Source organism: Corallococcus sp. Z5C101001, assembly GCF_007352635.1.
GTDB classification, from domain to species: domain Bacteria; phylum Myxococcota; class Myxococcia; order Myxococcales; family Myxococcaceae; genus Corallococcus; species Corallococcus silvisoli.
In genome coordinates, this window is the sequence record NZ_VKLU01000024.1 from 12,541 (window position 1) to 37,034 (window position 24,494).

A 24,494-nucleotide genomic window follows, 5' to 3' on the forward strand; every position below is an offset into this window, starting at 1 on the left:
TGTTGGTTGAGTGAAACTCATCCGGTTGGATTCCGGGGCGGAATGGCGTCCCTGGCACGGAGTGTCAATATCGAGTCCAATGGGACATCTCCCCGTCCCCTCCTCCCCGATGAGCGCTCCCACGACTGGTCCGGCCTATGAAGCGGCCTTCGCCGCCATCCCCGATCCTGCCTATCTGCTGGATGGCTCGGGGCGGCTGGTGTCGTGCAGCGCCGCGGGCGCCCGGGCGCTCGGGCGGACCGAGGGGGAGCTCGCCGGCCGGCACTGGAGCGAGCTGGGCCTGCCCCAGGACGCGCTGAGGGCGCTGGAGGCCGCGCGCGTCCGGGTGATGACGCTGCGCGAGTCCACCACCGTGGAGGCGCCCTGGCCGGGCATGCAGGGCCTGCGGCCGCACGCGCTGGTGCTCACGCCGCTGGGGACGGACGCGGACGTGTCCCCTGCCGTCCTGGTGACCGCGCGGGCGCTCACGGAGGCGGAGGCCGTCTACTCGCGCGCCCTGGAGCTGGAGCTGGCGTCGCGCGCGGAGGTGGAGACGGCCGAGCGCCGCCGCTCGTTCCTCTACCAGGCGATGACGACGCTCTTCACCCACCCGCCGGATCCCCAGGGCATGTACACGCTGCTCGCGCACCTGGCCGTGCCGGACCTGGCGGACTGGTGCCTGGTGGACGCGCTGGAGCATGGGCCGTGGGTGGGCCGCGCGGCGGTGGCGTGCCTGGACCCGACGCAGCAGGAGCGCGCCCGGGGCCTGCCCATGCGCACGGAGGTGCGCGACGACGCGCCGGTGGGCCTCTTGCGCGTGCTGCGCACCGGAGAGCCGGAGCTGGTGCCGGCGGTGACGGAGTCGCTGCTGCGCGCCGCGGCGGCGGAGCCCGCGCACCCGGCGATGCTGGAGGCGCTCCAGGCGCGCTCGTACATGATCATCCCGCTGCGCGCGCGCGGCCACACGCTGGGCGCGGTGACGTTCGTGAGCTCCGGCTCCGGGCGCCGGTACGGCCCGGATGACCTGGCGCTGGCGGAGGACCTGTGCCTGCGCGCGAGCCTCGCCATCGACAACGCGCGGCTGGTGGGCGAGTCGCGCCGGGCGGCCCGCGCGCGCGAGGACCTGCTCGCCGTCGTGTCGCACGACCTGAAGAACCCGCTGGGCGTGGTGCAGTTGGGCGCGGCGCTGCTGCTGCGCGGCACGGCGGGCAAGCCGGGCGGCGAGGCCGTGGCCAAGCAGGCCACGCGCATCAACGACGCGGCGGAGCGCATGTCGCGGCTCATCTCCGACCTGCTGGACTGGGGCCGCCTGGAAGCCGGGCACCTGCCGCTGGAGCTGGGCGAGTACCCCGCGGCGTCGCTGGCCACCGAGGCGCTGGAGGCCATCCGTCCGCTGGCGGAGGCCAAGGGGCTGCACCTGGAGGCGGACCTGCCCCCGGAGTCGCTGCGCGTGAAGTGCGACCGCAGCCGCGTGCTCCAGGTGATGGGCAACCTGCTGGGCAACGCGGTGAAGTTCACCCCGCCGGGCGGCACCCTGTCGATGCGCGCGACGGTGCGCGGCAACGAGGTGTCCTTCGACGTGCGCGACACGGGCAACGGCATCACCCCGGACGCGCTGCCGCACATCTTCGACCGCTACTGGCAGGCGCGCGACGCGGCCAGCCGGGGCACCGGCCTGGGCCTGGCCATCGCCAAGGGACTGGTGGAAGCCCACGGCGGCGGCATCCGCGCGGAGAGCACCCTGGGCACCGGCAGCGTCTTCACCTTCACGCTGCCCGTGGCGCACCTCGCCGCGCCCGCGACCGTCACGCAGCAGGCGGGAGCCGGCGGCCCCCTGACGCGCCCGCGCGACGCCTACGAGCACTGACGCGCCCGCGTCCGCGCCCCTCACCCTGTTGCCCACCCAGCAGGTGAGAGCCCCCTCGGCTCCAGTTGCCGCACCGCCTTAAGCGTGCCATGCAGGCGCCTTATGTCATTCCTGCATCAGGCGCTGGTGTTCCTGGCCGCCACGGTCATCGCCGTGCCCCTCTTCAAGCGGTTGGGGCTGGGCTCCGTGCTGGGGTACCTGGCGGCGGGCGCGGCCATCGGGCCGTATGGCGCGGGCCTCATCTCCGACGTGGAGAACATCCTCCACATCGCGGAGCTGGGCGTGGTGTTGCTGCTGTTCGTGATTGGCCTGGAGCTGCAGCCGTCGCGCCTGTGGAGCCTGCGCCGGTCGGTGTTCGGGATGGGCGGGGCGCAGGTGGTGCTGACGGGGCTGCTCCTGGCGGGCGTGGGGCGGGCGCTGGGGCTCGCCTGGGGCGCGGCCATCATCGCGGGCTTCGGCCTGTCGCTGTCCTCCACCGCGTTCGCGCTCCAGCTGCTGGGGGAGAAGAACCAGCTCGCCGCGGAGCACGGGCAGCTGGCCTTCGGCATCCTGCTGTTCCAGGACCTGGCGGTCATCCCGCTCCTGGCCCTGCTGCCGCTGCTGGGCGTCTCCGAGGCGCCGGCCACGGAGGCCGGCTGGCTGACGGCGCTGAAGGCCGCGGGCGCGGTGGTGCTGGTGGTGGTGGCGGGCCGCTACCTCCTGCGGCCGGTGTTCCGCGCGGTGGCGTCCGTGCACAGCCAGGAGCTGTTCACCGCGACGGCGCTGCTCGTGGTCGTGGGCACCGCGTCGCTGGTCAGCGCGGTGGGGCTGTCCATGGCGCTGGGCGCGTTCCTCGCGGGCGTGCTGCTGTCGGAGTCCGAGTACCGCCACGAGCTGGAAGCGGACATCGAACCGTTCAAGGGCCTCTTGCTGGGCCTGTTCTTCATCGCGGTGGGCATGTCCGTGAACCTCACGCTGCTGGCGCATGAGCCGCTGCGCGTGCTGGCGCTGGTGCTGGGCCTCACCTTCCTCAAGGCGCTGGTGCTGTACGGGCTGGGGCGCGTGGGCCTGAAGAAGCCGGGCTCCGCGCTGAACCTGGCGGTGGTGATTTCGCAGGGCGGTGAGTTCGCCTTCGTCCTCTTCTCCCTGGCGGTGGCCTTCCACGTGATGGACCGCCCGCAGGCGGACCTGCTGGTGCTGGTGGTGGGCATGTCCATGGCGGTGACGCCGTTCCTGTCCGTCATCCACGAGCGCTGGGTGGCGCCGCGCTTCAAGAAGAAGGGGCCGCAGCGCGAATACGACGTGTCCCCGGACCAGGACCACCCGGTCATCATCGCGGGCATGGGCCGCGTGGGGCAGGTGGTGGCCCGCCTGCTGCGCGCCCGGCGCATCGGCTTCACCGCCATTGACGCGAGCGCGGAGCACATCGACTTCATCCAGCGCTTCGGCAACCAGGTGTTCTACGGCGACGCGTCCCGGCTGGACCTCTTGCGCGCGGCCCGCGCGGACAAGGCGAAGGTGTTCGTGCTGGCCATCGACGACATGGCCGCGTCCCTGCGCACCGCGCAGATGGTCCAGGAGCACTTCCCCAACCTCACCATCTACGCGCGGGCGCGCAACCGCGAGCACGCGTACCGGCTGCTGGACCTGGGCGTCACGCACCTGGTGCGTGAGACGTTCGACGCCAGCCTCGTGATGGCCAACGACGTGCTCCAGGCCATGGGCCTCACCTTCGGGGAGGCCCGCCGCTCCGTGGAGCGCTTCCGCGAGCACGACGAGGCCCTGATGCTGGAGAGCGCGAAGGTGTTCCGCGACGAGAAGAAGATGATGGAGGTCATCGTCCGCGCGCGCCGCGAGCTGGAGCAGCTGTTCGAGAAGGACGAAGCCGAACAGAAGTCAGCCTGAGGACGACAGGACCATGAGCGCCGACACCGCGGAAGCCGGACCCCCGAAGTCCTCCTCGCGCCTCTACCTGTGGGTCCTGGCGGCCATCTTCGCCGGGGGCCTCCTGGGTCACCTCCTCCCGGCCACGGCGGTGAAGCTCAAGCCGCTGGGCGACGCGTTCATCGCGCTGGTGAAGATGCTCATCTCCCCGGTCATCTTCCTGACCGTGGTGCTGGGGGTCGCCAACGTGGCGGACATGAAGAAGGTGGGCCGGGTGGGCGGCAAGGCGCTGCTCTACTTCGAGGTCATCTCCACGTTCGCGCTGCTCATCGGCGCGCTGGTGGTGACGGTGCTCAAGCCCGGGTCCGGCTTCAACGTGGATCCCCGCACGCTGGACGCGAGCGCCGTGGCCCGCTTCGCCCAGCAGGCGCACGACCAGTCCACCACGGGCTTCCTGCTGCACATCATCCCGCGCACCTTCGTGGACGCCTTCACCGGCGAGGGCGACCTGCTCCAGGTGCTGCTGCTGGCGCTGCTGTTCGGCTTCTCCCTCACCGCGCTGGGCGCCACCGCGAGGCCCGTGGTCGTCCTCCTGGAGGCGCTGTCCAAGGCCTTCTTCCACATGATTGGCACCGTGATGAAGCTGGCGCCCATTGGCGCGGGGGCCTCCATGGCCTTCACCCTGGGCGCCTACGGCATCACCAGCCTGGGCCCGCTGCTGCGCCTGATGGGCTGCTTCTACCTGGCGTGCGGCCTCTTCGTGGTGGGCGTGCTGGGCGTGGTGGCGCGGCTGACGGGCTTCTCCATCCTGAAGTTCCTGCGCTACATCCGCGCGGAGCTGCTCCTGGTGCTGGGCACGTCGTCGTCGGAGTCCGCGCTGGTGCCGCTGATGCAGAAGCTGGAGCGGCTGGGCTGCTCCAAGTCCGTGGTGGGGCTGGTGGTGCCCAGCGGCTACTCGTTCAACCTGGACGGCACCAACATCTACCTGACCATGGCGGCGCTGTTCGTGGCCCAGGCGCTCAACGTGGACCTCACCCTCGCCCAGACGGCCACGCTGCTGGGCGTGGCGATGCTCACGTCCAAGGGCGCCTCCGGCGTGACGGGCGCGGGCTTCATCACCCTGGCCGCCACGCTGGCGGTGGTGCCGTCCGTGCCGGTGGCCGGCCTGGCGCTCATCCTGGGCATCGACCGGTTCATGAGCGAGGCGCGCGCGCTCACCAACTTCATCGGCAACGGCGTCGCCAGCATCGTCGTCTCCCGCTGGGAGGGGGAGCTGGACCGCGACCGGCTCCACGCCGAGCTCCACGGCCAGCCGCTGCCCGCCCCCCAGGCGCCCGGCGCCGAGCCCGAGGAGATGCCCGGCTAGGGCCGCGCCACCGCTTCACGCACCGCCGCCTTCAGCACGTCCAGGTCCACCGGCTTGTCCAGCAGCTGGCGCGCGCCCAGCCGCAGGGCCTCCGCGTGCGTCTCGTCGTCCGCGAAGGCGCTGAGCAGGAGGACGGGGCACGCGATGCCCTGCTCGCGCAGCCGCTTCAGGGCCTCCAGGCCGCTGCGGCCCGGCATGCGCACGTCGCTGACGATGAGGTCCGGCGGCGCGAGCGTGCCGCCCTGGCCCTGCATCATGGCCACGTAGTCCCCCAGCTCGAAGCCGTCCTCCACCTCCACCACCGTGTAGCCCGCGCGCACCAGCGTGCGCACGAGCATGGCCCGCATCGCGTCGTCGTCCTCGGCCACCAGGATGCGCACGGGGGACGCGGCTGCTTCATGCGGGGGGGCGTTGGTCATTTCGCCCCCCAGGAGCATGGCCCATGCCACGCACCCTCCGGGTCCGGGGATCCGTCCGGCCCCGCATGTTCCGGGGCATCCTGCCCCTCTCGGGGCAATACGCCCCAGGCATTTCGCGGGTATCAGGCCCCCCGTCCGCCCGTGCGTCCCTCTGGAGCGGGAGTTGGCACGAGCAATGCTCTAGGCCCGGTCAGCCCCGCACCCAACTTCTCGCGGGCCTGAACCGGAGTCTTCCATGAAGCGCACTTCCGCCCTCGTCCTCGGTCTGTCCCTGTCCCTCGCCTCCATGGGCGCCTTCGCCGCGGCCCCCAAGGCCCCCAAGGCCGCTGCCCCCACCACCCAGGCGAAGCCCACCAAGGCGAAGAAGGCGAAGCCGGCGGCCAGCCAGAAGGCGGCCACCACCCCGTCCGAGAGCTCGGGCAGCAACTAGCCATCTGTCGCAGTGACGCAGCACCCGCGGTACCCGTAGCGTACCACCCCGGTCCGTGTGTTCCTTCCCCCTCACGCACGAACCGGGGGTTGCCTTTTCCGTGAAGCTCGCTCGCAAATTCACCCTGGCCCTCGTGCTGCTCGCCGTCGCCGTGATGGCCGGGCTCCAGGCGTTCCAGGTCCACCAGGAGCTCACCCGGTCGGAGATCGACTCGCAGCACGACCACCGCCTGCTCGGCCACACGCTGGCCGGCTCCATTGGCAAGGCGTGGCAGCTGGCGGGCGAGGCCGAGGCCCTCACGCTCCTCAACCAGGCCAACCGCTTCCAGGAGCAGGTGCGGCTGCGCTGGGTGTGGCTGGACGGCGGGCCGGGCTCCGGCTTCGCGCCGGCGCTGCCCCCCGCGCTGCTGCTCAGCCTGCGCGCGGGCCACGACGGCTGGTTGATGGACACGTCCAGCAGCCCGGGCGTGCTGCGCTCGTACACGCCGGTGTTCCTGGGCCGGCGCGCGGGCGCCATCGAAATCACCGAGTCCCTGTCCGAGCAGGAGCAGCACGTGCACACCACGGTGGTGGGCACGGTCATCGCCACCGCCGCGCTCTCCGTGTTCTTCCTGCTGGCCGCCATGGCCATGGGCCGCAAGCTGGTGGGGCAGCCCGTGGAGCAGTTGGTGCATCTGGCGGGGCGCATTGGAGAGGGCGACCTCACGGCGCGAGTGCCCTTGCGCAACGAGCGCGGCGACGAACTGACGACGTTGGCGGTGGCCATGAACCGGATGGGCGAGCAGTTGGAGGAGACGCGGGCGCGGCTGGCGTCGGAGACGGCGGCGCGGCTGGCCACGGTGGAGCACCTGCGCCACGCGGACCGGCTCACCACGGTGGGCAAGCTGGCGTCGGGCGTGGCGCACGAGCTGGGCACGCCGCTCAACGTGGTGATGGGCCGCGCGAAGATGGTGTCCTCCGGGGAAGCGGAGGGCGAGGAGGTGGGCGAGTGCGCCCGCATCATCTTCCAGCAGGCGCAGCACATGACCGGCATCATCCGCCAGCTGCTGGACTTCGCCCGGCGGAGGGCGCCGTCGCGCGCGCCGGAGGACCTGTCGCTGCTGGCCGAGCGCACCCTGGCGCTGCTCAAGCCCATGGCCACCAAGCGCGGCGTCGCGCTGTCGCAGGAGGTGCCCCAGGGCTTCACGGTGGAGGTGGACGCGGGGCAGTTCCAGCAGGTGCTCACCAACCTGGTGATGAACGGCCTCCACGCGATGAACCGGCCGGGCACCCTGCGGGTGCGCTCGCAGGTGCTGCGCGCCACGCCGCCCGCGGACGTGGGCGGGCCGGAGCAGGACTGGGTGCGGCTGGACGTGGAGGACGAGGGCACGGGCATCGCGCCGGACGTGCTGCCCCACGTCTTCGAGCCCTTCTTCACCACCAAGGACGTGGGCGAGGGAACGGGCCTGGGTCTGTCCGTCTCCTATGGGATGGTGCGGGACCACGGCGGCTGGATTGACGTGAAAAGCGAGCCGGGCCGTGGGAGTTGTTTCTCCATCTATCTGCCGCCGGGGACGCACGCATGCCAGGCCGCATCCTGATTGTCGAAGACGAGCGCGAGATGCGCGCCATGGTGGAGAAGGGCCTCCAGCGCCGGGGCTTCCAGCCCGTGGCCGTGGCCGCGGCGGACGAGGCCCTCCAGCGCCTGTCCGGCGAGGACTTCGACACGGTGCTCACCGACCTGCGCATGCCGGGCATGGACGGCCTGGCGCTGTGCGAGCGCATCGTGCTCAACCGGCCGGACATCCCGGTGGTGGTGGTGACGGCCTTCGGCAGCCTGGAGACGGCGGTGGCCGCCATCCGCGCGGGCGCCTATGACTTCATCACCAAGCCCATCGACCTGGACGCGCTGGTGCTGGTGCTGGAGCGGGCCGTGCAGCACCGCGCCCTGCGCGCGGAGGTGCGGCGGCTGCGCCAGGCGTTGGATCAACGCCAGGACGACGGCGTGCTCGTGGGGGAGAGCCCCGCCCTGAAGCAGGCGTACGCGCTCATCGACCGGGTGGCGGACGTGGACGCCACGGTGCTGATCACCGGTGAGAGCGGCACGGGCAAGGAGGTGGCCGCGAGGGCGCTCCATGCGCGCGGCCGGCGCAAGGAGGGGCCCTTCGTGGCCATCAACTGCGCGGCGATGCCGGAGCAGCTGTTGGAGAGCGAGCTGTTCGGCCACGCCAAGGGGGCCTTCACCGACGCGAAGGCCTCGCGCACGGGCCTGTTCGTGAAGGCCAACGGCGGCACGCTGTTCCTGGACGAGGTGGGCGAGCTGCCCATGACGCTCCAGCCGAAGCTGCTGCGCGCGTTGCAGGAGCGCGTGGTGCGTCCGGTGGGTGGGGACACGGAGACGCCGTTCGACGCGCGCATCGTCGCGGCGACGAACCGCGACCTGGAGCTGGCGGTGGAGGAGAGCCGCTTCCGCGAGGACCTGTACTACCGACTCAACGTCATTGGCCTGGAGCTGCCCCCGCTGCGCGCGCGCGGCAACGACGTGCTGCTGTTGTCGCAGCGCTTCGTGGAGCAGTTCGCGTCGCGCACGGGCAAGAAGGTGGACGGGCTGTCACCGGCGGCGGCGCAGCGCCTGCTGGCGTACGGGTGGCCGGGCAACGTCCGCGAGTTGCAGAACTGCATCGAGCGCGCGGTGGCGCTCACGTCCTTCGAGCAGCTCACGGTGGACGACCTGCCGGAGCGCATCCGCAACTACAGCACGCCGCGCGTGGTGCCGGAGAACACGGACGCGTCGGAGCTGGTGACGCTGGAGGAGCTGGAGCGCCGCTACATCCACCGCGTGCTGGAGGCGGTGGGCGGCAGCCGGACGCTGGCGGCGCGCATCCTGGGCGTGGACCGCAAGACGCTCTACCGCAAGCTGGAGCGCGGCGACGCGGAGGCGAAGGAGTCGCGCGAGGCGAAGAAGCCCTGACGCTGGCACGGCGGATGCTCCTCTTCGCGGTCGGACAGCGCGACCCCGGAGGAGCACCCCATGGCGTTCCAGGACACGACACACGACGCGGAGCAGGAGGAGACGCCGTGGGCGCCGGGCTACGAGGCCCCCGCCACGCGGCCCCGGGTGTTGATCGCCGAGGACGACCGGGAGATGCGCCGCATGCTGGTGCGCGCGCTCCAGCGGCGCGGCTGTGACGTGCACGAGGTGCCCAACGGGCGCGAGCTGCTGGGCACGCTGACGCGGGGCCTGGCGGGCGTGGAGGGCGCGGCGCCGGACGTCATCATCACGGACGTGCGCATGCCGGGCGTCACCGGACTGGAGGCCCTGGCGCGCCTGCGCCGGGTGGACTGGGCCACGCCGGTCATCCTCATCACCGCCTTCGGCGACGCCGCCACCCACGCGGAGGCCATGCGCCTGGGCGCCGCGTTCGTCTTCGACAAGCCGTTCGACCTGGACGTGCTCTGCGGAGCGGTGACGCGCCTCATCGGGGAGGGGTGAGGCCCGGCATCTCCCGCGACGGCAGCCTGCTATGCTCCCACGCTCTGCGGACCGCGGGAGCGGACCATGCGTCTTCCACAACGAGCGCGGAAGGGCCTGACCCTCTGCGCCCTGCTGTCAGGCTGCGCTGGTGGAAGCACTCAACAGGGCAGGAGCGACTACGGCTTCGTGGACGCCACTTCTCGTCGCGTGTGGGCGCGCGGCCCCTGGGAGCGCGTCCAACCTTCACGCGACGTCGATGACGTCATCGATCAACTCTGCCCCGCCATCATGACCCTGCCCGCCGCCACCTTGGGTGACTACGGGATGGAGTACTGCGGCGTCATCTACAGCCTGGGGCAGGGCGTCTACTACGCGAGCAATCCCTCTCCCCTCGCCACGCGGGTCCAGGTGGGGACGAGCCGGCGCAAATCCTGTCGTCCTCCCATGGAGGTCCGGGATCCCCGGGGCAGGGCCTCCATCCTCGCTGACTTCCACAGCCACCCCTGGTTCCCCTCGAGCCTTTCCGAGGAGGACCGGAAGTCGGATACACAGTGGTACTCCCTCCGGATCCAGTTCGACACCCACTGCATCATCCACAAGCTGGTGCCGCATGCGGACGACAACCTGCCAGGCGAAATCTATGTCCGCGAAGGGCGCCGCTGGAGGCGCGTCGGAAGCATCCTCCCGGAGGACAAGGCCACTGGACGCATCACCGCCGTGGAGGAGCCATGAGGAACTCGCCGCATCCCGGGCCCGGCCCGGACGACATGCACGGGGGTCGGCGATGAAGCCCTCGATGCTCTTGCTCTGCGCGCTCCTGGGCGCATGCGCTCCCCGGCCGTCGCTTCCCGCGCGGGTTCCCGCCAGGGAAGCAGCCTGGTTCAAGTTCCCCTCGACCTTGAATGAGTCGGAACAGGTCGTGGTACCGGCGGCGACGGCCGCCGCCATCCAGCTGGCGCTCGAAGACTTCCGGCCTCTTGGCACGCAGCCTCCTCGTGGAGGCGATCCCGTCGAAGCATGCCTGTTCCAGCGTCAGTCGTTCGACGTGCAGGCGGCGCCCTGGAATGAAGACGTCGTGCTGGTGCGCTTCTCCCTGAGCCCGGGTGCATGCATCGAAGAAGGCCCGGTCACGGACATGGGAGCGACCTATGCCGTGGATCCACGACACGGACGCATCATCGCGGTTCAACGCCCGTGAGCCTCCGAACAAGAAGGAGCCTTCCGTGAAGCCCTGGATGCCGTGCCTGCTCTTGCTCGCCCTGGGGGGTTGCCGGACGGCTGGGGGGATTCCCCACGCCTCCGCCGAGGACGCAGCGCGATTCACCTTCCCCATCGAGCTGCCGCGCCAGGGGCTCCTCCACATCGATGGCAACACGACCGCCGCCATCCAGCTCGCCATGGAGCACTTCCTGCCGTGGGATGCGCCTTCATCCCGTCAGCCCGCGTGCCTGGATCAGCGGGACTCCTATGACGTGACCGCGGCGCCAGGTCCCGAGGGTGTGGTGTTGGTGCAACTCGTCGCCAACGCTCAACGCTGTCCGCCAGAGCCCACTCAGTCTGTCGAGGCCACCACCGGAAAGCCCCTCCAGGAGGTCGTGCTCTATGCCGTGGACCTCCGCACGATGCGGCTGCTCTCCATCGGGCGGTATTTCCGGCGACACCTCTGACCCGGGTTTCCTGGACCCCGCCCATCCCTGGCACCCGAGCGGCCCTGTTTCATCCGCTCCCGCCGCAACCGTCCGCCATCAGCGCACGGCTGAAGGCCCTGGGTGGGACGCACCGTGCGGAAGCCAGCCGTCCCCCGGGCTGAAGCCCCCGCTTCGCCTTGGGCGCGGTATGGTTCAGACGGATGCGCCCCGTCCCCTTCCAGCCCCGTTCCGTGTGTCGCCTGAGTGACCTCGTGCGGAAAGGGAGCGACAGGAGCACCGCCGACCCGTTTCATCCCGGAGGTTTCTGCCTACCCTCGGAAATCCACCAGCGTGCCCTTCCCGTAACGGCCTGTCTGGACGCAACCCTGCCTCCCGCTCCCCGGACCTGATGCCGGGCACGCTCCGCCCACGCGCCGTGTTTCCTCCCTGAAGGGGCCCGCTCCCCAAGTTCCCGCCGACCCCACGATGGCCCACGTCCCCGCCCGCCCGCGCTCCCGCTCCTCCGCTCCGCCTTCGTCGGACGCGCCTGGCCTGGGTCTGCTCGCACTGCTGGAGGGACTGCCGGAGGCCTTCCTCGGCGTGGACGCCGACTGGTGCGTCACCTACCTGAGCCCCCGCATGCGCGAGCTGCTCGCGGATCGCGCCCAGCCAGGGGACGACGTGCGCAAGAAGGTGGCGGACCTGCTGGGCCTGGGGCCCCACCTGCGCCTGGAGGCCCCCGCCACCGGACAGCCCGCCGTGCGCTACGAGCACCGCTGGCCCGAAGGCGACCTCTGCTTCGACGTGAGCGCCCGCCCCGTGGAGGGCGGCCTGCTGGTGCACTGCCGCGACATCAGCCGCGAATACATGGCCCGGCAGGAGCTCCAGCGCGCCGGCCAGCTCTTCCAGGCGGTGATGGAGGGCACCACCGACGCCATCTACATCAAGGACCTGGACGGCCGTTACCAGGTCATCAACTCCGCGGGCGCCAGGGCCCTGGGCCGCACCGTGTCCGAGGTGCGCGAGCACACCGACGCGGAGCTGTTCCCCCCCGAGGAGGCCCGCGTCAACCTCCGGCACGACCGGGACGTGCTGGAGGCGGGCCAGCCGCTCACCTACGAGGACTCCCAGCAGGGCCCCGACGGAGACGTGCGCGTGTGGCTGTCCACCAAGGGCCCCCTGCGCGACCCCGAAGGCAACGTGTTCGGCCTGTTCGGCATCAGCCGCGACATCACCCAGCGCAAGTGGGCGGAAGAAGAGGTGCGCCGGCACTCCGAGTTCCAGGAACACCTGATGGGCATCATCAGCCACGACATCCGCAGCCCGCTCGGCGCCATCATGAACTGGTCGCGCGTGCTGGCGGCGGGCGGCCCCGCGGAGGAGACGGCGCGCACCAGCCAGCGCATCGCCACCGCGGCGGTGCGCATCGAGCGGCTGACCCGCCTGCTGCTGGACTTCACCCGCGCGCGGCTGGTGGGCGGCGTCGTCATTGAACCGCGCGGCGCGGACACGCAGGAGCTGCTCGCCAAGGTGGCGCACGAGTTCCGCGTGGCCTTCCCCAAGCGGCACATCGAGGTGGAGCACAAGGGCAACACCCAGGGCCAGTGGGACCCGGACCGGCTGGCCCAGGTGGTGTCCAACCTGGTGGAGAACGCCCTCAAGTACAGCCCGGCGGACGCGCCCGTGCGCCTGTCCACGCGGGGCCTGCGCAACAAGGTGGTGGTCAGCGTCCACAACGAGGGCCGCCCCATCCCGGAGGCCACCCTGCCCCACCTCTTCGAACCCTTCCGCCAGGGTCCGCAGCAGACGCGCACGCTGAAGATGAGCTACGGCCTGGGCCTCTACATCGTGCGGGAGATCGTCCACGCCCACGGCGGCACCATCGACGTCACCTCCACCGAGGACGACGGCACCACCTTCACCGTCACCCTGCCGCGCCGCGCGCCGCCCAAGAAGGGGCCGCCGCCCGAGCCGCCTCCCCCGCCCCCCGCGCACCGGCCCTGAAGCCGGCGCCCGCGAGGCCACACCTCAGGGGATGTACCGCCCGAGCAGGGGCACCAGCTCATCCAGCGGCGCGCTGCCGTGCGACAGCCCGGCTTCAGCCACCGCGCGCGGCATGCCGTACACCACGCAGGACGACTCCGCCTCCGTCAGCACCACGCCGCCCGCGGCGCGCACGGCCCGGGCGCCCTGGAGCCCGTCCTCGCCCATGCCGGTGAGCACCAGCGCCACGGCGTCCCGCCCCCAGCCCTCCGCCGCGCTCTGGAAGAGCACGTCCACGGAGGGGTGGTGCGGCGTGCCCAGCGGCTGGCGGTCCAGGCGCGCCAGGTCCAGCGCCCCGTGCCGCTGCACCCGCAGGTGCAACCCCGCGCGGGCCAGCACCACGCGGCCCGGCCGGAGCTCCAGGCCGTCCGTCGCCTCCACCACCTCCAGCGCGCTCTGGGAGTCCAGCCGCTTCGCCACGGCCTCCGTGTAGCCGGCGGGGATGTGCAGCGCGAGCACCACCGGCGCGGGGAAGTCCCGGGGCAGCGCCGCCAACAGCCGCGTCAGGGCCTGCGGCCCGCCCGTGGACGTGCCCACCGCCAGCAGCTTCGGGGACGCCGCCGGGGACAGCGGCCTCGCCGCCCGGGCGCCCGCGGCCGCCAGCTCCTGCGCGTAGCGCGGCACCGCTCGGCCCGCGATGCGCACCTTCTCCACCAGCTCCGCGCCCAGCTCGTAGAGCCGGTCGGTGGCGAGCGCCGTGGGCTTGTGCACCAGGTCCACCGCGCCCGCCTGGAGCGCGGCCACCGCCAGGTCGCTGTCCGCGTCCGCGCTGCTCACCACCACCACGCGGGGCGCGTCCGGCATCCCGGACAGCGCGCGCAGGAAGCCCGGGCCGTCCAGCGCCGGCATCACCAGGTCCAGCGTGATGACGTCCGGCTTGAGCTCCGCCACGCGCTCCAGCGCGTCCAGCCCGTCGCGGGCGGTGCCCACCACCTCCAGGCCCTCCCCCTCCGACAGCACCTTGCGCAGCACCTTGCGCGCGAACGCCGAGTCATCCACCACCAGCACGCGCAACGTCATGGGCCCGCCTTGCCGTAGAAGAACGCGCCGCGACGCTCCTCGCACCGCAGCGCCGTGCCGAAGCGCATCAGCGACTCCGACGTGCCCACCAGCAGGTGCCCGCCGGGCTTCAGCGTCCGGGTGATGCCGTCCACCACGCGGCGCGCGGTGGCGTCCTGGAAGTAGATGAGCACGTTGCGGCAGAGGACCGCATCGCAGCTCTCCGGCGGGGGGAAGTCCGCGGTGTCCATCAGGTTGAGCTGCCGCCACTCCACCGCGGCCACCAGCTCCGGCCTCACGCGCGGACGGCCGTTCACCACGTCCAGCCAGCGGCCCTCCACGCCCTGGGGCAGCGCGCGCATGCAGCGCAGGTTGTGCTCCCCCGCCCTGGCGCGCTCCAGCGCCCGCGCGCTCAGGTCCGTGGCCAGGAGGGACACGTCGCCCAGCACGCCCCGCGCGTCCAGGAGCATGGCCAGCGTCAGGGGCTCCTCGCCGGTGGAGCACGCCGCGCACCACACGCGGGGACGGCGGCCGGCGCGCACCTGGGGCACGAGCAGCTCGTCCACCAGCACCTCCAGCGCCGGGGGCTCGCGGAAGAAGTACGTCTCATGCACCAGCAGCGCCTCCACCAGCGCGTCCAGCGCCTCCGTGCCCTTCGGGTCGTAGCGGAGGAAGTAGTAGTAGTCGAGCAGCGAGTCGAACCCCGCGTCGATGGCCCGCGTGGACAGCTTCTCCGCCAGCAGCTCCCGGTCCTCCAGGCCATAGTGCAGGCCCGCGCGCTGCTCGATGAGCATCGCGAGGATGGCCAGGACCTGCGGTGACAACGGCAGCGTGCTCATGGGCGGTGGGGGCTCAACGTCCCAGCGCCAGCAGGCAGGCGCGGCGCACGTCCGCGTCCTCGTCGCGGTGGGCCGCGCGGTCCAGCGCCTCGCGCGCCTCCACCGTGCCCAGCGCCGCCACCGCGGGGGCCGCCGCGCGCCGTCCGGAGGAGCTCGCGGAGGCCAGCGCCTGCATCAGCGCCGCCCGCGCGTCCGCCCGGCGCATGCGCGCCAGGGCCGCCACCAGCAGGGGCGCGGTCGCGTCGTCCGCCACCTCCAGCGCCGACAAGAGCCCGGGCAGCCGCCCGTCCACCGGCAGCGCCAGCGCGCCCACCACCTGCTCGCGCAGCATCACGTCCCCCAGCAGCGACACCAGCGACTGCGTGGCGTGCGTGCCCGTGCGCGTGGCGAGGAAGCCCACCGCCGCGCTCCGCACGCTGTCGTCCCGGTCCCCCGCCGCGCGCAGCAGCGCGGGCAGCGTCTCCGGCGCGTCGTACTCCGCCACCGCCGACAGGGCGACGAGCCGCGTGGCCGGGTCCTCCGAGTGCACCGCCTCCAGCAGCACCGGCAGCGCGTCCGGGCGGCGCGCCACGCCCAGGCCCAGGAGCGCCGCGCGGCGCACGTCCGCGTCCGCGGACGCGGCGGCCCGGCGCAGCGCCGCCATGGCGCTCTCCGTGTGCAGGTGCGCCAGCGCGTCCACCACCGCCACGCGCACCTGCCCCGCGTCGTCGTTGGCCAGCGCGACGATGGCGTCCGCGGCGGCCTCCTCGTTGAGCTTCCCCAGCGACTGGCACGCGTAGTAGCGCACCCACGGGTCGCGGTCGTTCAGGCCGCCCAGCAGCGTGGAGGTGATGCGGGCCTGCTTGTCCGTCTGGCCCAGCGCGCGCATGGCGGTGGCGCGCGTGCGCTCCGACTCGTGGCTCGCGGCGGACAGGAGCGCGTCCACCGCCCGCGGGTCGTCGATGAAGGGCAGGCCGTAGATGGCCGCGTCGCGCAGGCGCTCGTCCGGGTCCCGCATGGCCAGCAGCAGCGCGTCCAGGCCGCGCGGGTAGCCGAAGTACGCCACGATGCGCAGCGCCGCACGCCGCTGGCGCGTGTCCGGTGAGCGCGCCGCCTCCAGCGCCAGGGCCTCCGTCGTGTCGCTGCCCAGCGACTGGATGGCGCCCACCACCGCCTGCGACACGCGGGGGTCCTCGTCCGACAGCCGCGCGAAGAGGGCGGGCACCGCGGAGGTGTCCCCGATGCGCGACAGCGTCTCCGCCGACAGCGCGCGCACCGTCGCGTCCCGGTCCTCCAGGCACAGGAGCACGTCCGGCACCGCGGCGGAGCGCTTGCCCACCAATGGCAGGAGCACCCGGCGCCGGGAGCTGTCGCCGTCGCGCAGCGCCTGCAATATCTGCGCGTCCGCGTCCGCGCCCAGCTCTCCCAGCGCCGCCGCCGCCGCGCGCGACACGCCCAGGTCCTGTGAGTCCAGCAGCTTCAGGAGCCCGGTCGCCGCGTCCGCGCCGCCCACCCAGCCCAGCAGCCGCGCCACCGAGGTCTTCTCCCCCGCGTCCGCGCCCGCGATGACCTGGGCCAGCCGGCGTCCGGTGGGGTGAGGCTCCGCCGAGGCGGAGCGCAGCACCGACGGCACCGTGCGCGCGCCGCCGAAGCGCTGCACCTGCGCGTCGTGGATCTCCACCAGCGCCACCGCCGCCACGCGCACCACCGCGTCGTTGCCGCGCTGGAGCAGGCCCACGAGCGCGGGCACCGCGGCCTCCTGGCCGGTGCGGCCCAGCGCGCGCGCCGCCTCCAGCACGTAGAAGGGGTCCGACAGGAGCGCCATCAGCGCCGGCACGACGGTGGGGTCGCCCGAGCGGCCCAGCACGTCGATGGCGGGGAAGATGCGGAAGAAGTTGCCGCTGCCCAGCGACTCCAGCAGCGCGTCCACCGCGGCGCCGCCGCCCACGCGCCCCAGCGCCTCGATGGCGGCCACCGCCACGTTGTCGTCCGGGTGCACGATGAGCCGCGACAGCAGCGGCACGGACTGGCGGCTGCGGCGGCGCCCCAGCACCTGGGCGGCGTCGCAGACGATGGCGGGGTTGGCGTTCTCCCCCAGGGCCTCCACCGGGCGCTCCACGTCGCCGGTGGCGGCCACCAGCGCGTCCACCGCCGCGGCGAGGCGCGCCTCGTTGTCCCGCGAGTGGCGGAGCACGTCGCACAGGGGCTCCACCGCGGGGGTGCCCAGCCGCGCCAGCGCGGACACCACGGCGCGGCGCACCGCCCACGACGGCGCGTCCAGCCCGGCCACCAGCACCGGCAGGCTCGCCGGGCCCCGGCGCGCCAGCTGCTCCACCTCCTCCACCCGGGCGCGGTCCTCCGCGGACAGCGACAGCGGGTGGTGCCGCGTGCTCGGGCCCGTCACGTGGGCTGCTCCCGGGGGTTCCGGGCGGCGGCCGGCTCCGCCGCGCCCAACAGCCCGCTCAAGTGAGAGAGCCCCTCCACCTGCTCGCCTTGCAGCCGCGTGAGCTGGCCCAGCCGGCCCGCCACCTCGCGCACCTCCCGGGCGCTGACGGCCGTGGAGCGCGCCTGTTCGGCGGTGGTGACGGCGATCTCCCGCGCTCGCGTGCGCATCTCCTCCACGGACCGCCCCAGCTGCTCCGTCACCGACGCCTGCTCCTGCGCGGCCTTCGCCACCGCCGCCGCGCCCGAGGCCTGCTTCGCGGCCGACGTGGACAGCAGGCTCAGGGCCTCCGTCTGTTCATCCAGCGCGCGCGCGGTCATCTTCGCCACCCGGCGCACGTCCTCCGCGCCGCGCACCAGCGACGTCAGCGCCTGGGCCTGCTCCTCCGTGGCGCGCGTCACCTCCTTGGCCAGGTTCGCCACCTGGCGGCTGGCCACCTCGCCCTGCTTGAGGGCGCGGGCCTGCTCCGCCATGGCGCGCGTGGACTGGGCCACCTCCTTGCGCGTGGCCTCCATGGCGCGCGCCACCTCCTGCGCGGCCTTGGCCTGCTCCGCGACGCCGGTGAGCGTGCGCTGCGTGGAGGACGCCACCTCCTGCGCCGTGGCCCCCATCACGGCCACCTGCTGCCCCTGCGCCGTCACGGCGCCGCTCACGCCCTGCACCAGCTGCCGCATCTGCACCGTGCCCCGGGCCAGGTCCGTGGCGGCCTGCGCCTGCTCCTGCATCGCGCGCGACACCTTCTCCGCCACCTCCGTCAGCTGGTGGTTGGAGCGCACCGCGTCGCGCAGCGCCTTGGCCTGGTCCTGCGTGGCCTGGGTGGTCTGCCGCGCCATGCGCCGCATCTCCGTGCCGCCCTGGGCCAGGGCCTGCGCGGCCTGCGCCTGCTCCACCGAGGACGCGGCGATGAGCCGGCCCTGTTCGCTCACCTTCGCCGTGGCCAGGACCAGCGACTGCACGGCTTGCACCTGCTCCGCCGACGCGCGCGACGCCTCGCGCACGCTCTGGCCCAGGTCATCCACGCCCTTGAGGATGGTGCCCAGCGCCCGCTCCGCGTCCCCCGCCAGCGCCGCGCCCTCGTCCGCCGCCCGCACGCCCTCGCCGGTGGCCACGGCCGCCTCGCGCGCCGTCGTCTGGAGGCCCCGGACGATCTTCGCCACGTCGGCGCTGGCCACCGCCGCCCGGTCCGCCAGGGCGCGGATCTCCTCCGCCACCACCGCGAAGCCGCGGCCGTGCTCCCCGGCGCGCGCCGCCTCGATGCTGGCGTTGAGCGACAGGAGGTTGGTGCGGTCCGCGATGAGGTTGATGGCCTGCACGATGTCGCCGATCTCCTCCGCGCGCCGGCCCATCTCCTTCATCACCCCGGAGGACTCCACGATGGACTGGCGGATGCGGCCGAAGCCCGCGATGGAGCGCGCCACCGTGGCGCCGCCCTCGCGCGCGCTCGTGCCCACCCGTTCGGCGGCCAGCCGCGCCTCCTCCGTCATCTGCGCGGCGCGGCGCGTGGACGCCTCCAGCTGCGCGGACGCGGTGGCGCTGGTGGACGCCAGGCCGTTGATGCTCTCCGCGGCGCGCGCCACCGCCTGGGCGGAGCGCGACAGCTGCTCGATGGTGGCCGCGTTGGCGTCCACCACGGCCGCGTTCTTCTCCGCGGTGGCGGCCACCTCCTCCACGCTGGCGGCCACCTCCTGCACGGTGGACGCGGTGGCGACCGCGCTCGCCTCCAGGGTGCGCGCGTGGTCCGCGACGCCGCGCGCGCTGCGGGCCACCTGTTCGGTGGTGGCCGCCGTGTCCTCCACGCTGGCGGCCATGGTGGCCGCGTCGCGCCCCACCTCCTGGAGCGCCTTGCCCAGCGACACCACGGCGCCGGACACCTGCCCCATGCGCTCGCCCACGCCCTGCGCGTCCTGCGACAGCCGGGTGATGCCCTTGGACATCTCCTCCACGGTGGCGCCCACCTGCTCCGTGGTGGCGGCGCTCGTCTGGTTGCGCACCACCAGGTCCTCCACGGTGGCGGTCATCTCCTGCATGCTCGCCAGCAGCTCCTCGCTGGAGGCGGCCAGCTCCTCCGCGTTGGCGCTCACGCCCTTCACCGAGCGCGCCACCTCCTCCAGGGTGGTGGCCGTCGCGTCCGCGCTCGTGGCGAGCACGCCCGCGTCCTTGCGCACGCCGGACACCGACGCGGTGATCTCCTGCATCGTGCCCGCGGTGGCCTCCACCTCCTGCTGCACGCCCTTCGCCAGCGTGCCCACCGCGCCCTGGCTCTTCACCAGCGACTGCACCGCCGCGCTGGTCTGCTCCACCTGGGCGGCCACGGACTCGATGGCGATGCGCACCTGCTCGCCCGCCGCCGCCTGCTCGTTGCCCGCGGAGGCCAGCCGCGTGGCCAGCTGCTCGGTGGACTTCACCAGGCCCGCGCCCTCCTCCACCTGGAGCGAGGCCCGCTCCGCCAGCGCGCGCGCGTCTTCCAGGCGCAGTCCGCTGCTACCCTTGTCCGTCGACATCCGCCGCCTCCTCCCCCACCACGCGGGGGAAATCGATGAGCATCACCAGCCGCGGGCCCACCTGCGCCACGGCCTTCACGAACCCCTTCGCGCCCTCCACCACCATGGGCGGGGGCGGCTGGATGGTGCGAGGGTCCAGCTTCAGCACCTCGCGGGCGCTGTCCACCAGCAACCCCACGGTGCGCTCGCCCAGCTGGCCCACCACCACCCGCCAGTCCAGCGACGGCGTCCCGGCCGGCAGCCCGAAGCGGGCCCGCGCGTCCACCACCGGCACCACCCGGCCGCGCACCTGCACCAGCCCCGCCACGTGCGCGGGCGCCCCTGGCACCGGCGTCGCGCCGGTGAAGGACTCCATCTGCACCACGTCCGCCGCGGGCATCGCGTATTCCGTCCCGTCCACCTTGAACAACACGTGCAACACGCTCATGACACCCACTCCCCTGCCCTGGGCTTGCGCCCGCGGCGGCCCAGGTGCGCCGCGCCGAGCGCCCCCAGGTCCAGCACCAGCGTGGGCCGGCCGTCGCCCAGGTCCGTGGCGCCCGCCACGCCCGGCACGCGCACCAGCGGATCCTCCAGCGGACGCAGCACGATCTCCTGCTGGCCCAGGAGCCGGTCCACCGCGAAGGCCACCGGCTCCCCGCGCTGCCGCACGATGAGCGCCTTGCACTCCCGGGTGGGGCCCGCGTCCGCCTCCGAAGGCGCCCGCCGCGCCGCCGGGTCCAGCAGCCGCGCCAGCGACACCAGCGGCACCGCCGCGCCCCGCCGCTCCACCAGCCCCACGCCGTCCACGCCCGCGGGGCGCACCACGCTCCCCACGTCGATGAGCTCCTCCACCGTGCCCACCGCGACCGCGTACTTGAGGCCCGCGCACTCGAAGACGATGGCGTCCAGCAGCGTCACCGTGAGCGGGACGCGCAGGCTGAAGGTGGTGCCCGCGCCCTTGCGCGTCTCCATCCGCAGCTCGCCGCCCAGCTGCTCCACGACGATGCGCCGCACGATGTCCATGCCCATGCCCCGGCCGCTGGTGCGCGTGGCCTCCTGGCGCGTGGACAGGCCGGGCCGGCACAGCAGGTCCAGCAGCGCGTCCACCGACTCCGGCACGGGGGCGTTCGCCGCCTTCGCCACCGCCTTCGCGTCCACGCCCCGGCCATCGTCGCGCAGGGTGATCTCCAGCTGGCCCCCGGCGCGCGCGTGGCTGGTGAGGCGCACCAGCCCCTCCGGCGGCTTGCCCAGGGCCTGACGCTCCTCGGGCAGCTCCAGCGCGTGGTCCACCGCGTTGCGCACCAGGTGCACCAGCGCGGGCAGGAGCCGGTCCGCCACGGCCTTGTCCAGCTCCGCGTCGCCCACGTCCAGCTCCAGGCGCACCGCCTTGCCCGTGGTGCGGCGCAGGCCGCGCACCAGCAGGGGCAGCCGCTCCAGCACGTCGCCCACGCGCACCATGCGCAGCCGCAGGATGGCCGAGCGCAGGTCGCGCAGCTGCCGGCCATTCTCCTGGAGGATGGCGACAAGCTCCCGCGTGGGGGCCCCCGCCTGGGTGAGCGCCGCCACCGCGCGCGTCAGCCGGGAGCGGTTGACCACGAGCGCCGCCAGCCACTCCATGGCCTCGTCCAGCCGCGACACCTCCACGCGCAGCAGGCCCCCGCCCCGGCGCGCCTCCGGCTCGTCGTTCAGCGCGTCGTCCAAGGCCAGGGGCGGGGCCGGGGTGTCCACCCCACCCGAGGCCAGGGCCGCCACGGAGGCCACCGGCTCGGCCTCCTCCAGCGCGGCGGCGGCCAGCGAGCGCACCGTGGCGGGCGGGCCGCCCACGGCCTCCAGCAGCGCGGCGTCCTCCGCGCGGGTGACGAGCAGCAGCGCGAACGCGAGCGACGCGCCCGCCGCGGCGGCGCCGGACAGGGGCAGCACCTTCACGATGTCCGAAAGCTTCGCCACGCGCTCGCGCACGGTGTTGATGGTGAGGCCCTTCGCGGCGCGCTCCGCGGACGGCACGAAGTCCAGGCGCACCGCGCGCTGGTCTCCGGACAGTCCGCCCTCCAGCTGCTCGCGCTCCGACGGCGTCAGGCGCGAGGCGAACGCGGCCTCCACGTCCAGCGCCACGGCCCGGGTCCGGCGCGGCGCGGACTCCAACACCTGGGGGCCCAGCGCCTCCAGCCGCTCCAGCAGGCCCACCGGCGCGGGCGAGGCCGGCTTCCCGGCGCCCAGCTGCCGCACGCGCTGCTCGATGGCGCGCAGGCCCTCCACCAGCGGCTCCACGCTGGCCTCCGGCAGACGGCCACCGGCTTGATCCGCCAGCCGCAGCGAGGCCTCCATCCAGTGCGCCAGCGCGACGATGGGCTCCACGTCCACCATGGCGGACAGGCCCTTGAGGGTGTGCACCGCGCGGAACAGCTCCCGCACGGCGCGGGGCTGGGCGGCACCCCGGCGGACGGCCTCCTCCACCGCGAGCAGGTCCTTCTGCGCGGAGGCCAGCAGCTCATCCACCTCCGCCAGGTAGGCGGGGAGGAACTCCGCGAACTCCCCGGATGCCGTCACCCGCGCGGCGCCTCGGCCGGGCGCTTCTCCAGGAGTTCCCGGGCCGCGCCCTGGATGGAGTCCGGCGTGAAGGGCTTGGTCATGAACCGGTCCGCGCCGGCCCGCAGGGCGCGCTCGCGGGAGGCTTCGTCGCCTCGGGTCGTGACGATGATGATGGGCAGCGCCCGCAGGTGATCCTGCCCCCGCACGAACTCCACCACCTCGATGCCGCCGATATCGGGCATGTTGAGGTCCAGGACGAGCAGGTCGTAGGGCTTGAGCGACAGCTGCTCGATGGCCTCCAGGCCGCTGGAGGCCTGGGTGAAGCGGCTCTCCGGGTAGGGGCGCAGGCAGGCGACCACCATGTCGCGCATCACCTTGCTGTCATCGACGACGAGTACTTCGGGCATGGCGTCCTCTGGAAACGACCGGCCAAGCTAGACCGATTCCAACCCGCTGAAAGAAATGAGTCATGGAGGGCACGGTGAACGTTGGCTTCTCCACGCATGCTCCGGACGAATCCCCGTGGCCCCCTACTGGATGACGCCTGTCGCGTGAACATCCCTCCCCTCCTCGCGCACCCGCCGCGTCCATCCCGCGAATCGACCCCCGTCCATGCCTCCACCGTCCGACACCTTCTTCCCCCGCCCTCCGGGAGCCCCCTCCGGTGACACCAGCACCCCACCCTGCGTCTGGGTGGTGGATGACAGCGCGAGCGAGGCGCGGTTCATCACGTCGGCCCTGGGAACGGGATTCAAGGTGGAGACGTTCCCGGATGGCGCTGGGATGCTCGAGCGCCTGCACGCCGGGCGTGCGCCGGACGTGGTGGTGCTGGACTGGGAGATGCCGGGGATGTCCGGTCTGGAGGTATGCCAGTTCCTGCGCGGCGAGCCGGAGACGCAAGCACTCCCGGTGCTGCTGCTCACCGCGCATGGCCGGCCGGAGGACCTGGTGCAGGGGCTGCGCGCGGGCGCCAACGACTACGTGGCCAAGCCCTTCCGCACGGAGGAGGTGCGCGCGCGCGTGGACGCGCTGGTGCGCACCAAGCGGCTGATGGACGACGTGCGGCGCGCGGACCGGGAGAAGGCGGAGGTGTTCGCGCAGTTGGAGGCGCTCCTCACGTCCGCGCCCGTGGGCATGGCGCTGCTGGACCGGGACCTGCGCTTCATGCGCGTCAACGCGCGGATGGCGAGGATGGACGGGCTGTCGGTGGACGCCTACGGGGGCAGGACCCTGGCGGAGGTGCTGCCCCTGCGGGCCCCGAGGCTGGAGCCCGTCCTCCGCCGCGTGCTGGAGACGGGCGAGGCCACCGAGGAGCTGCCCTTCACGCAGAGGCGGCCGGGCGTGCCGCCCGATGGGCCGGGAAGCGACCTGCACCTGATGGGCAGCTACCACCCGGTGCGCACCGCGCGGGGCGAGGTGCTGGGCGTGGGCGCGGTGGTGGTGGACGTCACCCGGCACATGCAGGCGGAGGGCGAGCTGCGCGCGTCCGCGGAGTTCCGCGAGCGCTTCCTGGGCATCGTCGGCCACGACCTGCGCAACCCGCTCAACGCCATCCGCATGGCGGCCAGCTTCCTCCTGGCCAGTGAACAGATGCCCGCCGCGCTGGTGCGCACCGCCAGCCGCATCATCACCAGCACGGACCGGATGACGCGGATGATCACCGAGCTCTTGGACTTCACGCGCAGCCGGCTGGGCGGCGGCATCCCGCTGACGCCGGGCGCCACGGACCTGGGGCAGGTGGCGCGTCAGGTGGTGGAGGAGCTGGAGCTGGCGCACCCGAACCGCACCGTGAAGGTGACGGCCATGGGGCCGCTGGCGGGACGGTGGGACGCGGACCGGCTGGCGCAGGTGCTGAGCAACCTGCTGGGCAACGCGCTCCAGTACAGCCCCGCGGAGAGCACGGTGGAGCTCACGCTCCGGGGCGAAGCGGAGCGGGTGGTGGCCTGGGTGAGCAACCCCGGGGAGCCCATCGCCCCGGAGGACCTGGCCCTGCTCTTCCACCCCTTCCAGCGCGCGCACACGGGCGCCCACGTGCCGTCCGGCCTGGGCCTGGGGCTCTTCATCTCCGAGCAGATCATCCGCGGCCACCGGGGCACGCTGGACGTGGCCTCGGACGCGAAGCGGACGGTCTTCACCCTCACCCTGCCGCGAGGGGGAGCCTGAGCGGACGCCGC

20 protein-coding genes are annotated in these 24,494 nt (G+C 73.3%); 12 read left to right on the forward strand and 8 right to left on the reverse strand.

Going from position 1 to position 24,494, the window contains the following annotated elements:
• Nucleotides 1-109: 109 nt before the first annotated feature.
• The 3 genes from FOF48_RS34860 (at nt 110) to FOF48_RS34870 (ending at nt 5,075) form a co-directional block, all read left to right on the forward strand.
• Nucleotides 110-1,846, forward strand: a complete 1,737-nt coding sequence (locus tag FOF48_RS34860; RefSeq protein ID WP_143909104.1) for an ATP-binding protein — start codon at nt 110-112, stop codon at nt 1,844-1,846.
• A 102-nt stretch (nt 1,847-1,948) separates the two neighbouring features.
• On the forward strand, nt 1,949-3,730 hold the full coding sequence (locus FOF48_RS34865; RefSeq protein WP_143909106.1) for a monovalent cation:proton antiporter-2 (CPA2) family protein: 1,782 nt from the start codon (nt 1,949-1,951) through the stop codon (nt 3,728-3,730).
• 13 nt (nt 3,731-3,743) lie between these two features.
• Nucleotides 3,744-5,075, forward strand: coding sequence for a dicarboxylate/amino acid:cation symporter (locus tag FOF48_RS34870; protein WP_143909108.1), 1,332 nt, complete (start codon nt 3,744-3,746; stop codon nt 5,073-5,075).
• Here FOF48_RS34870 and FOF48_RS34875 read toward each other — a convergent pair.
• Nucleotides 5,072-5,494: a response regulator gene (locus tag FOF48_RS34875; RefSeq protein ID WP_235685575.1), complete on the reverse strand. Its 423-nt coding sequence runs from the start codon at nt 5,492-5,494 to the stop codon at nt 5,072-5,074. The two genes, FOF48_RS34870 and FOF48_RS34875, sit on opposite strands and share 4 nt — an antisense overlap.
• Before the next feature lie 235 nt (nt 5,495-5,729).
• On the opposite strand from FOF48_RS34875, the gene FOF48_RS34880 reads away from it, so the two are divergent.
• From FOF48_RS34880 to FOF48_RS34915, 8 genes are all read left to right on the forward strand, one after another.
• The gene (locus FOF48_RS34880) at nt 5,730-5,924 is read left to right on the forward strand and encodes a hypothetical protein (protein WP_143909111.1); all 195 of its coding nucleotides are present in this window, start codon (nt 5,730-5,732) and stop codon (nt 5,922-5,924) included.
• 100 nt (nt 5,925-6,024) lie between these two features.
• On the forward strand, nt 6,025-7,503 hold the full coding sequence (locus tag FOF48_RS34885; protein ID WP_143909113.1) for a sensor histidine kinase: 1,479 nt from the start codon (nt 6,025-6,027) through the stop codon (nt 7,501-7,503).
• On the forward strand, nt 7,485-8,873 hold the full coding sequence (locus FOF48_RS34890) for a sigma-54 dependent transcriptional regulator (protein ID WP_143909116.1): 1,389 nt from the start codon (nt 7,485-7,487) through the stop codon (nt 8,871-8,873). The genes FOF48_RS34885 and FOF48_RS34890 overlap by 19 nt, the downstream gene beginning before the upstream one ends.
• A 60-nt stretch (nt 8,874-8,933) precedes the next feature.
• The gene (locus FOF48_RS34895; RefSeq protein ID WP_143909118.1) at nt 8,934-9,395 is read left to right on the forward strand and encodes a response regulator; all 462 of its coding nucleotides are present in this window, start codon (nt 8,934-8,936) and stop codon (nt 9,393-9,395) included.
• 168 nt (nt 9,396-9,563) lie between these two features.
• A complete protein-coding gene (locus FOF48_RS34900; RefSeq protein WP_255443017.1) occupies nt 9,564-10,109 on the forward strand; it encodes a hypothetical protein in 546 nt (181 codons plus the stop codon).
• Between the two features lie 52 nt (nt 10,110-10,161).
• Nucleotides 10,162-10,575, forward strand: coding sequence for a hypothetical protein (locus tag FOF48_RS34905; protein WP_143909123.1), 414 nt, complete (start codon nt 10,162-10,164; stop codon nt 10,573-10,575).
• A gap of 25 nt (nt 10,576-10,600) precedes the next feature.
• Nucleotides 10,601-11,044: a hypothetical protein gene (locus tag FOF48_RS34910; protein ID WP_143909125.1), complete on the forward strand. Its 444-nt coding sequence runs from the start codon at nt 10,601-10,603 to the stop codon at nt 11,042-11,044.
• A 447-nt stretch (nt 11,045-11,491) separates the two neighbouring features.
• Complete coding sequence (locus FOF48_RS34915; protein WP_143909127.1) at nt 11,492-13,009, forward strand: PAS domain-containing sensor histidine kinase; 1,518 nt, start codon at nt 11,492-11,494, stop codon at nt 13,007-13,009.
• 24 nt (nt 13,010-13,033) lie between these two features.
• Here the strand turns inward: FOF48_RS34915 and cheB are convergent, their stop codons facing one another.
• Genes cheB through FOF48_RS34950 form a run of 7 tightly spaced genes read right to left on the reverse strand, consistent with a single transcriptional unit; the run spans nt 13,034 to nt 22,727 of the window.
• The gene (gene cheB / locus FOF48_RS34920) at nt 13,034-14,068 is read right to left on the reverse strand and encodes a chemotaxis-specific protein-glutamate methyltransferase CheB (RefSeq protein WP_143909129.1); all 1,035 of its coding nucleotides are present in this window, start codon (nt 14,066-14,068) and stop codon (nt 13,034-13,036) included.
• Complete coding sequence (locus FOF48_RS34925; RefSeq protein WP_143909131.1) at nt 14,065-14,886, reverse strand: protein-glutamate O-methyltransferase CheR; 822 nt, start codon at nt 14,884-14,886, stop codon at nt 14,065-14,067. The genes cheB and FOF48_RS34925 overlap by 4 nt, the downstream gene beginning before the upstream one ends.
• 13 nt (nt 14,887-14,899) lie before the next feature.
• A complete protein-coding gene (locus FOF48_RS34930; protein ID WP_143909133.1) occupies nt 14,900-17,269 on the reverse strand; it encodes a HEAT repeat domain-containing protein in 2,370 nt (789 codons plus the stop codon).
• Nucleotides 17,266-19,809, reverse strand: a complete 2,544-nt coding sequence (locus tag FOF48_RS34935; protein ID WP_143909135.1) for a methyl-accepting chemotaxis protein — start codon at nt 19,807-19,809, stop codon at nt 17,266-17,268. Before FOF48_RS34935 ends, FOF48_RS34930 begins: the two co-directional genes overlap by 4 nt.
• Nucleotides 19,790-20,236 (reverse strand): chemotaxis protein CheW, encoded by a 447-nt coding sequence (locus FOF48_RS34940; protein ID WP_143909137.1) that lies wholly within the window; start codon nt 20,234-20,236, stop codon nt 19,790-19,792. Before FOF48_RS34940 ends, FOF48_RS34935 begins: the two co-directional genes overlap by 20 nt.
• Entirely contained in the window at nt 20,233-22,338 is a 2,106-nt protein-coding gene (locus FOF48_RS34945; RefSeq protein WP_143909139.1) for a chemotaxis protein CheA, read from the reverse strand. The genes FOF48_RS34940 and FOF48_RS34945 overlap by 4 nt, the downstream gene beginning before the upstream one ends.
• Complete coding sequence (locus FOF48_RS34950; protein WP_143909141.1) at nt 22,335-22,727, reverse strand: response regulator; 393 nt, start codon at nt 22,725-22,727, stop codon at nt 22,335-22,337. Before FOF48_RS34950 ends, FOF48_RS34945 begins: the two co-directional genes overlap by 4 nt.
• A 205-nt stretch (nt 22,728-22,932) precedes the next feature.
• Here FOF48_RS34950 and FOF48_RS34955 point away from each other — a divergent pair, with 205 nt between their 5' ends.
• Complete coding sequence (locus tag FOF48_RS34955) at nt 22,933-24,483, forward strand: response regulator (RefSeq protein ID WP_143909143.1); 1,551 nt, start codon at nt 22,933-22,935, stop codon at nt 24,481-24,483.
• Nucleotides 24,484-24,494: the final 11 nt, after the last annotated feature.

Coding starts and splice junctions, on each gene's coding strand:
- FOF48_RS34915 (WP_143909127.1), top strand. CDS start 11,492: ATGGCCCACGTCCCCGCCCGCCCGCGCTCCCGCTCCTCCGCTCCGCCT.
- cheB (WP_143909129.1), bottom strand. CDS start 14,068: ATGACGTTGCGCGTGCTGGTGGTGGATGACTCGGCGTTCGCGCGCAAG.
- FOF48_RS34940 (WP_143909137.1), bottom strand. CDS start 20,236: ATGAGCGTGTTGCACGTGTTGTTCAAGGTGGACGGGACGGAATACGCG.
- FOF48_RS34925 (WP_143909131.1), bottom strand. CDS start 14,886: ATGAGCACGCTGCCGTTGTCACCGCAGGTCCTGGCCATCCTCGCGATG.
- FOF48_RS34935 (WP_143909135.1), bottom strand. CDS start 19,809: ATGTCGACGGACAAGGGTAGCAGCGGACTGCGCCTGGAAGACGCGCGC.
- FOF48_RS34875 (WP_235685575.1), bottom strand. CDS start 5,494: ATGACCAACGCCCCCCCGCATGAAGCAGCCGCGTCCCCCGTGCGCATC.
- FOF48_RS34905 (WP_143909123.1), top strand. CDS start 10,162: ATGAAGCCCTCGATGCTCTTGCTCTGCGCGCTCCTGGGCGCATGCGCT.
- FOF48_RS34880 (WP_143909111.1), top strand. CDS start 5,730: ATGAAGCGCACTTCCGCCCTCGTCCTCGGTCTGTCCCTGTCCCTCGCC.
- FOF48_RS34955 (WP_143909143.1), top strand. CDS start 22,933: ATGCCTCCACCGTCCGACACCTTCTTCCCCCGCCCTCCGGGAGCCCCC.
- FOF48_RS34890 (WP_143909116.1), top strand. CDS start 7,485: ATGCCAGGCCGCATCCTGATTGTCGAAGACGAGCGCGAGATGCGCGCC.
- FOF48_RS34860 (WP_143909104.1), top strand. CDS start 110: ATGAGCGCTCCCACGACTGGTCCGGCCTATGAAGCGGCCTTCGCCGCC.
- FOF48_RS34865 (WP_143909106.1), top strand. CDS start 1,949: ATGTCATTCCTGCATCAGGCGCTGGTGTTCCTGGCCGCCACGGTCATC.
- FOF48_RS34895 (WP_143909118.1), top strand. CDS start 8,934: ATGGCGTTCCAGGACACGACACACGACGCGGAGCAGGAGGAGACGCCG.
- FOF48_RS34870 (WP_143909108.1), top strand. CDS start 3,744: ATGAGCGCCGACACCGCGGAAGCCGGACCCCCGAAGTCCTCCTCGCGC.
- FOF48_RS34950 (WP_143909141.1), bottom strand. CDS start 22,727: ATGCCCGAAGTACTCGTCGTCGATGACAGCAAGGTGATGCGCGACATG.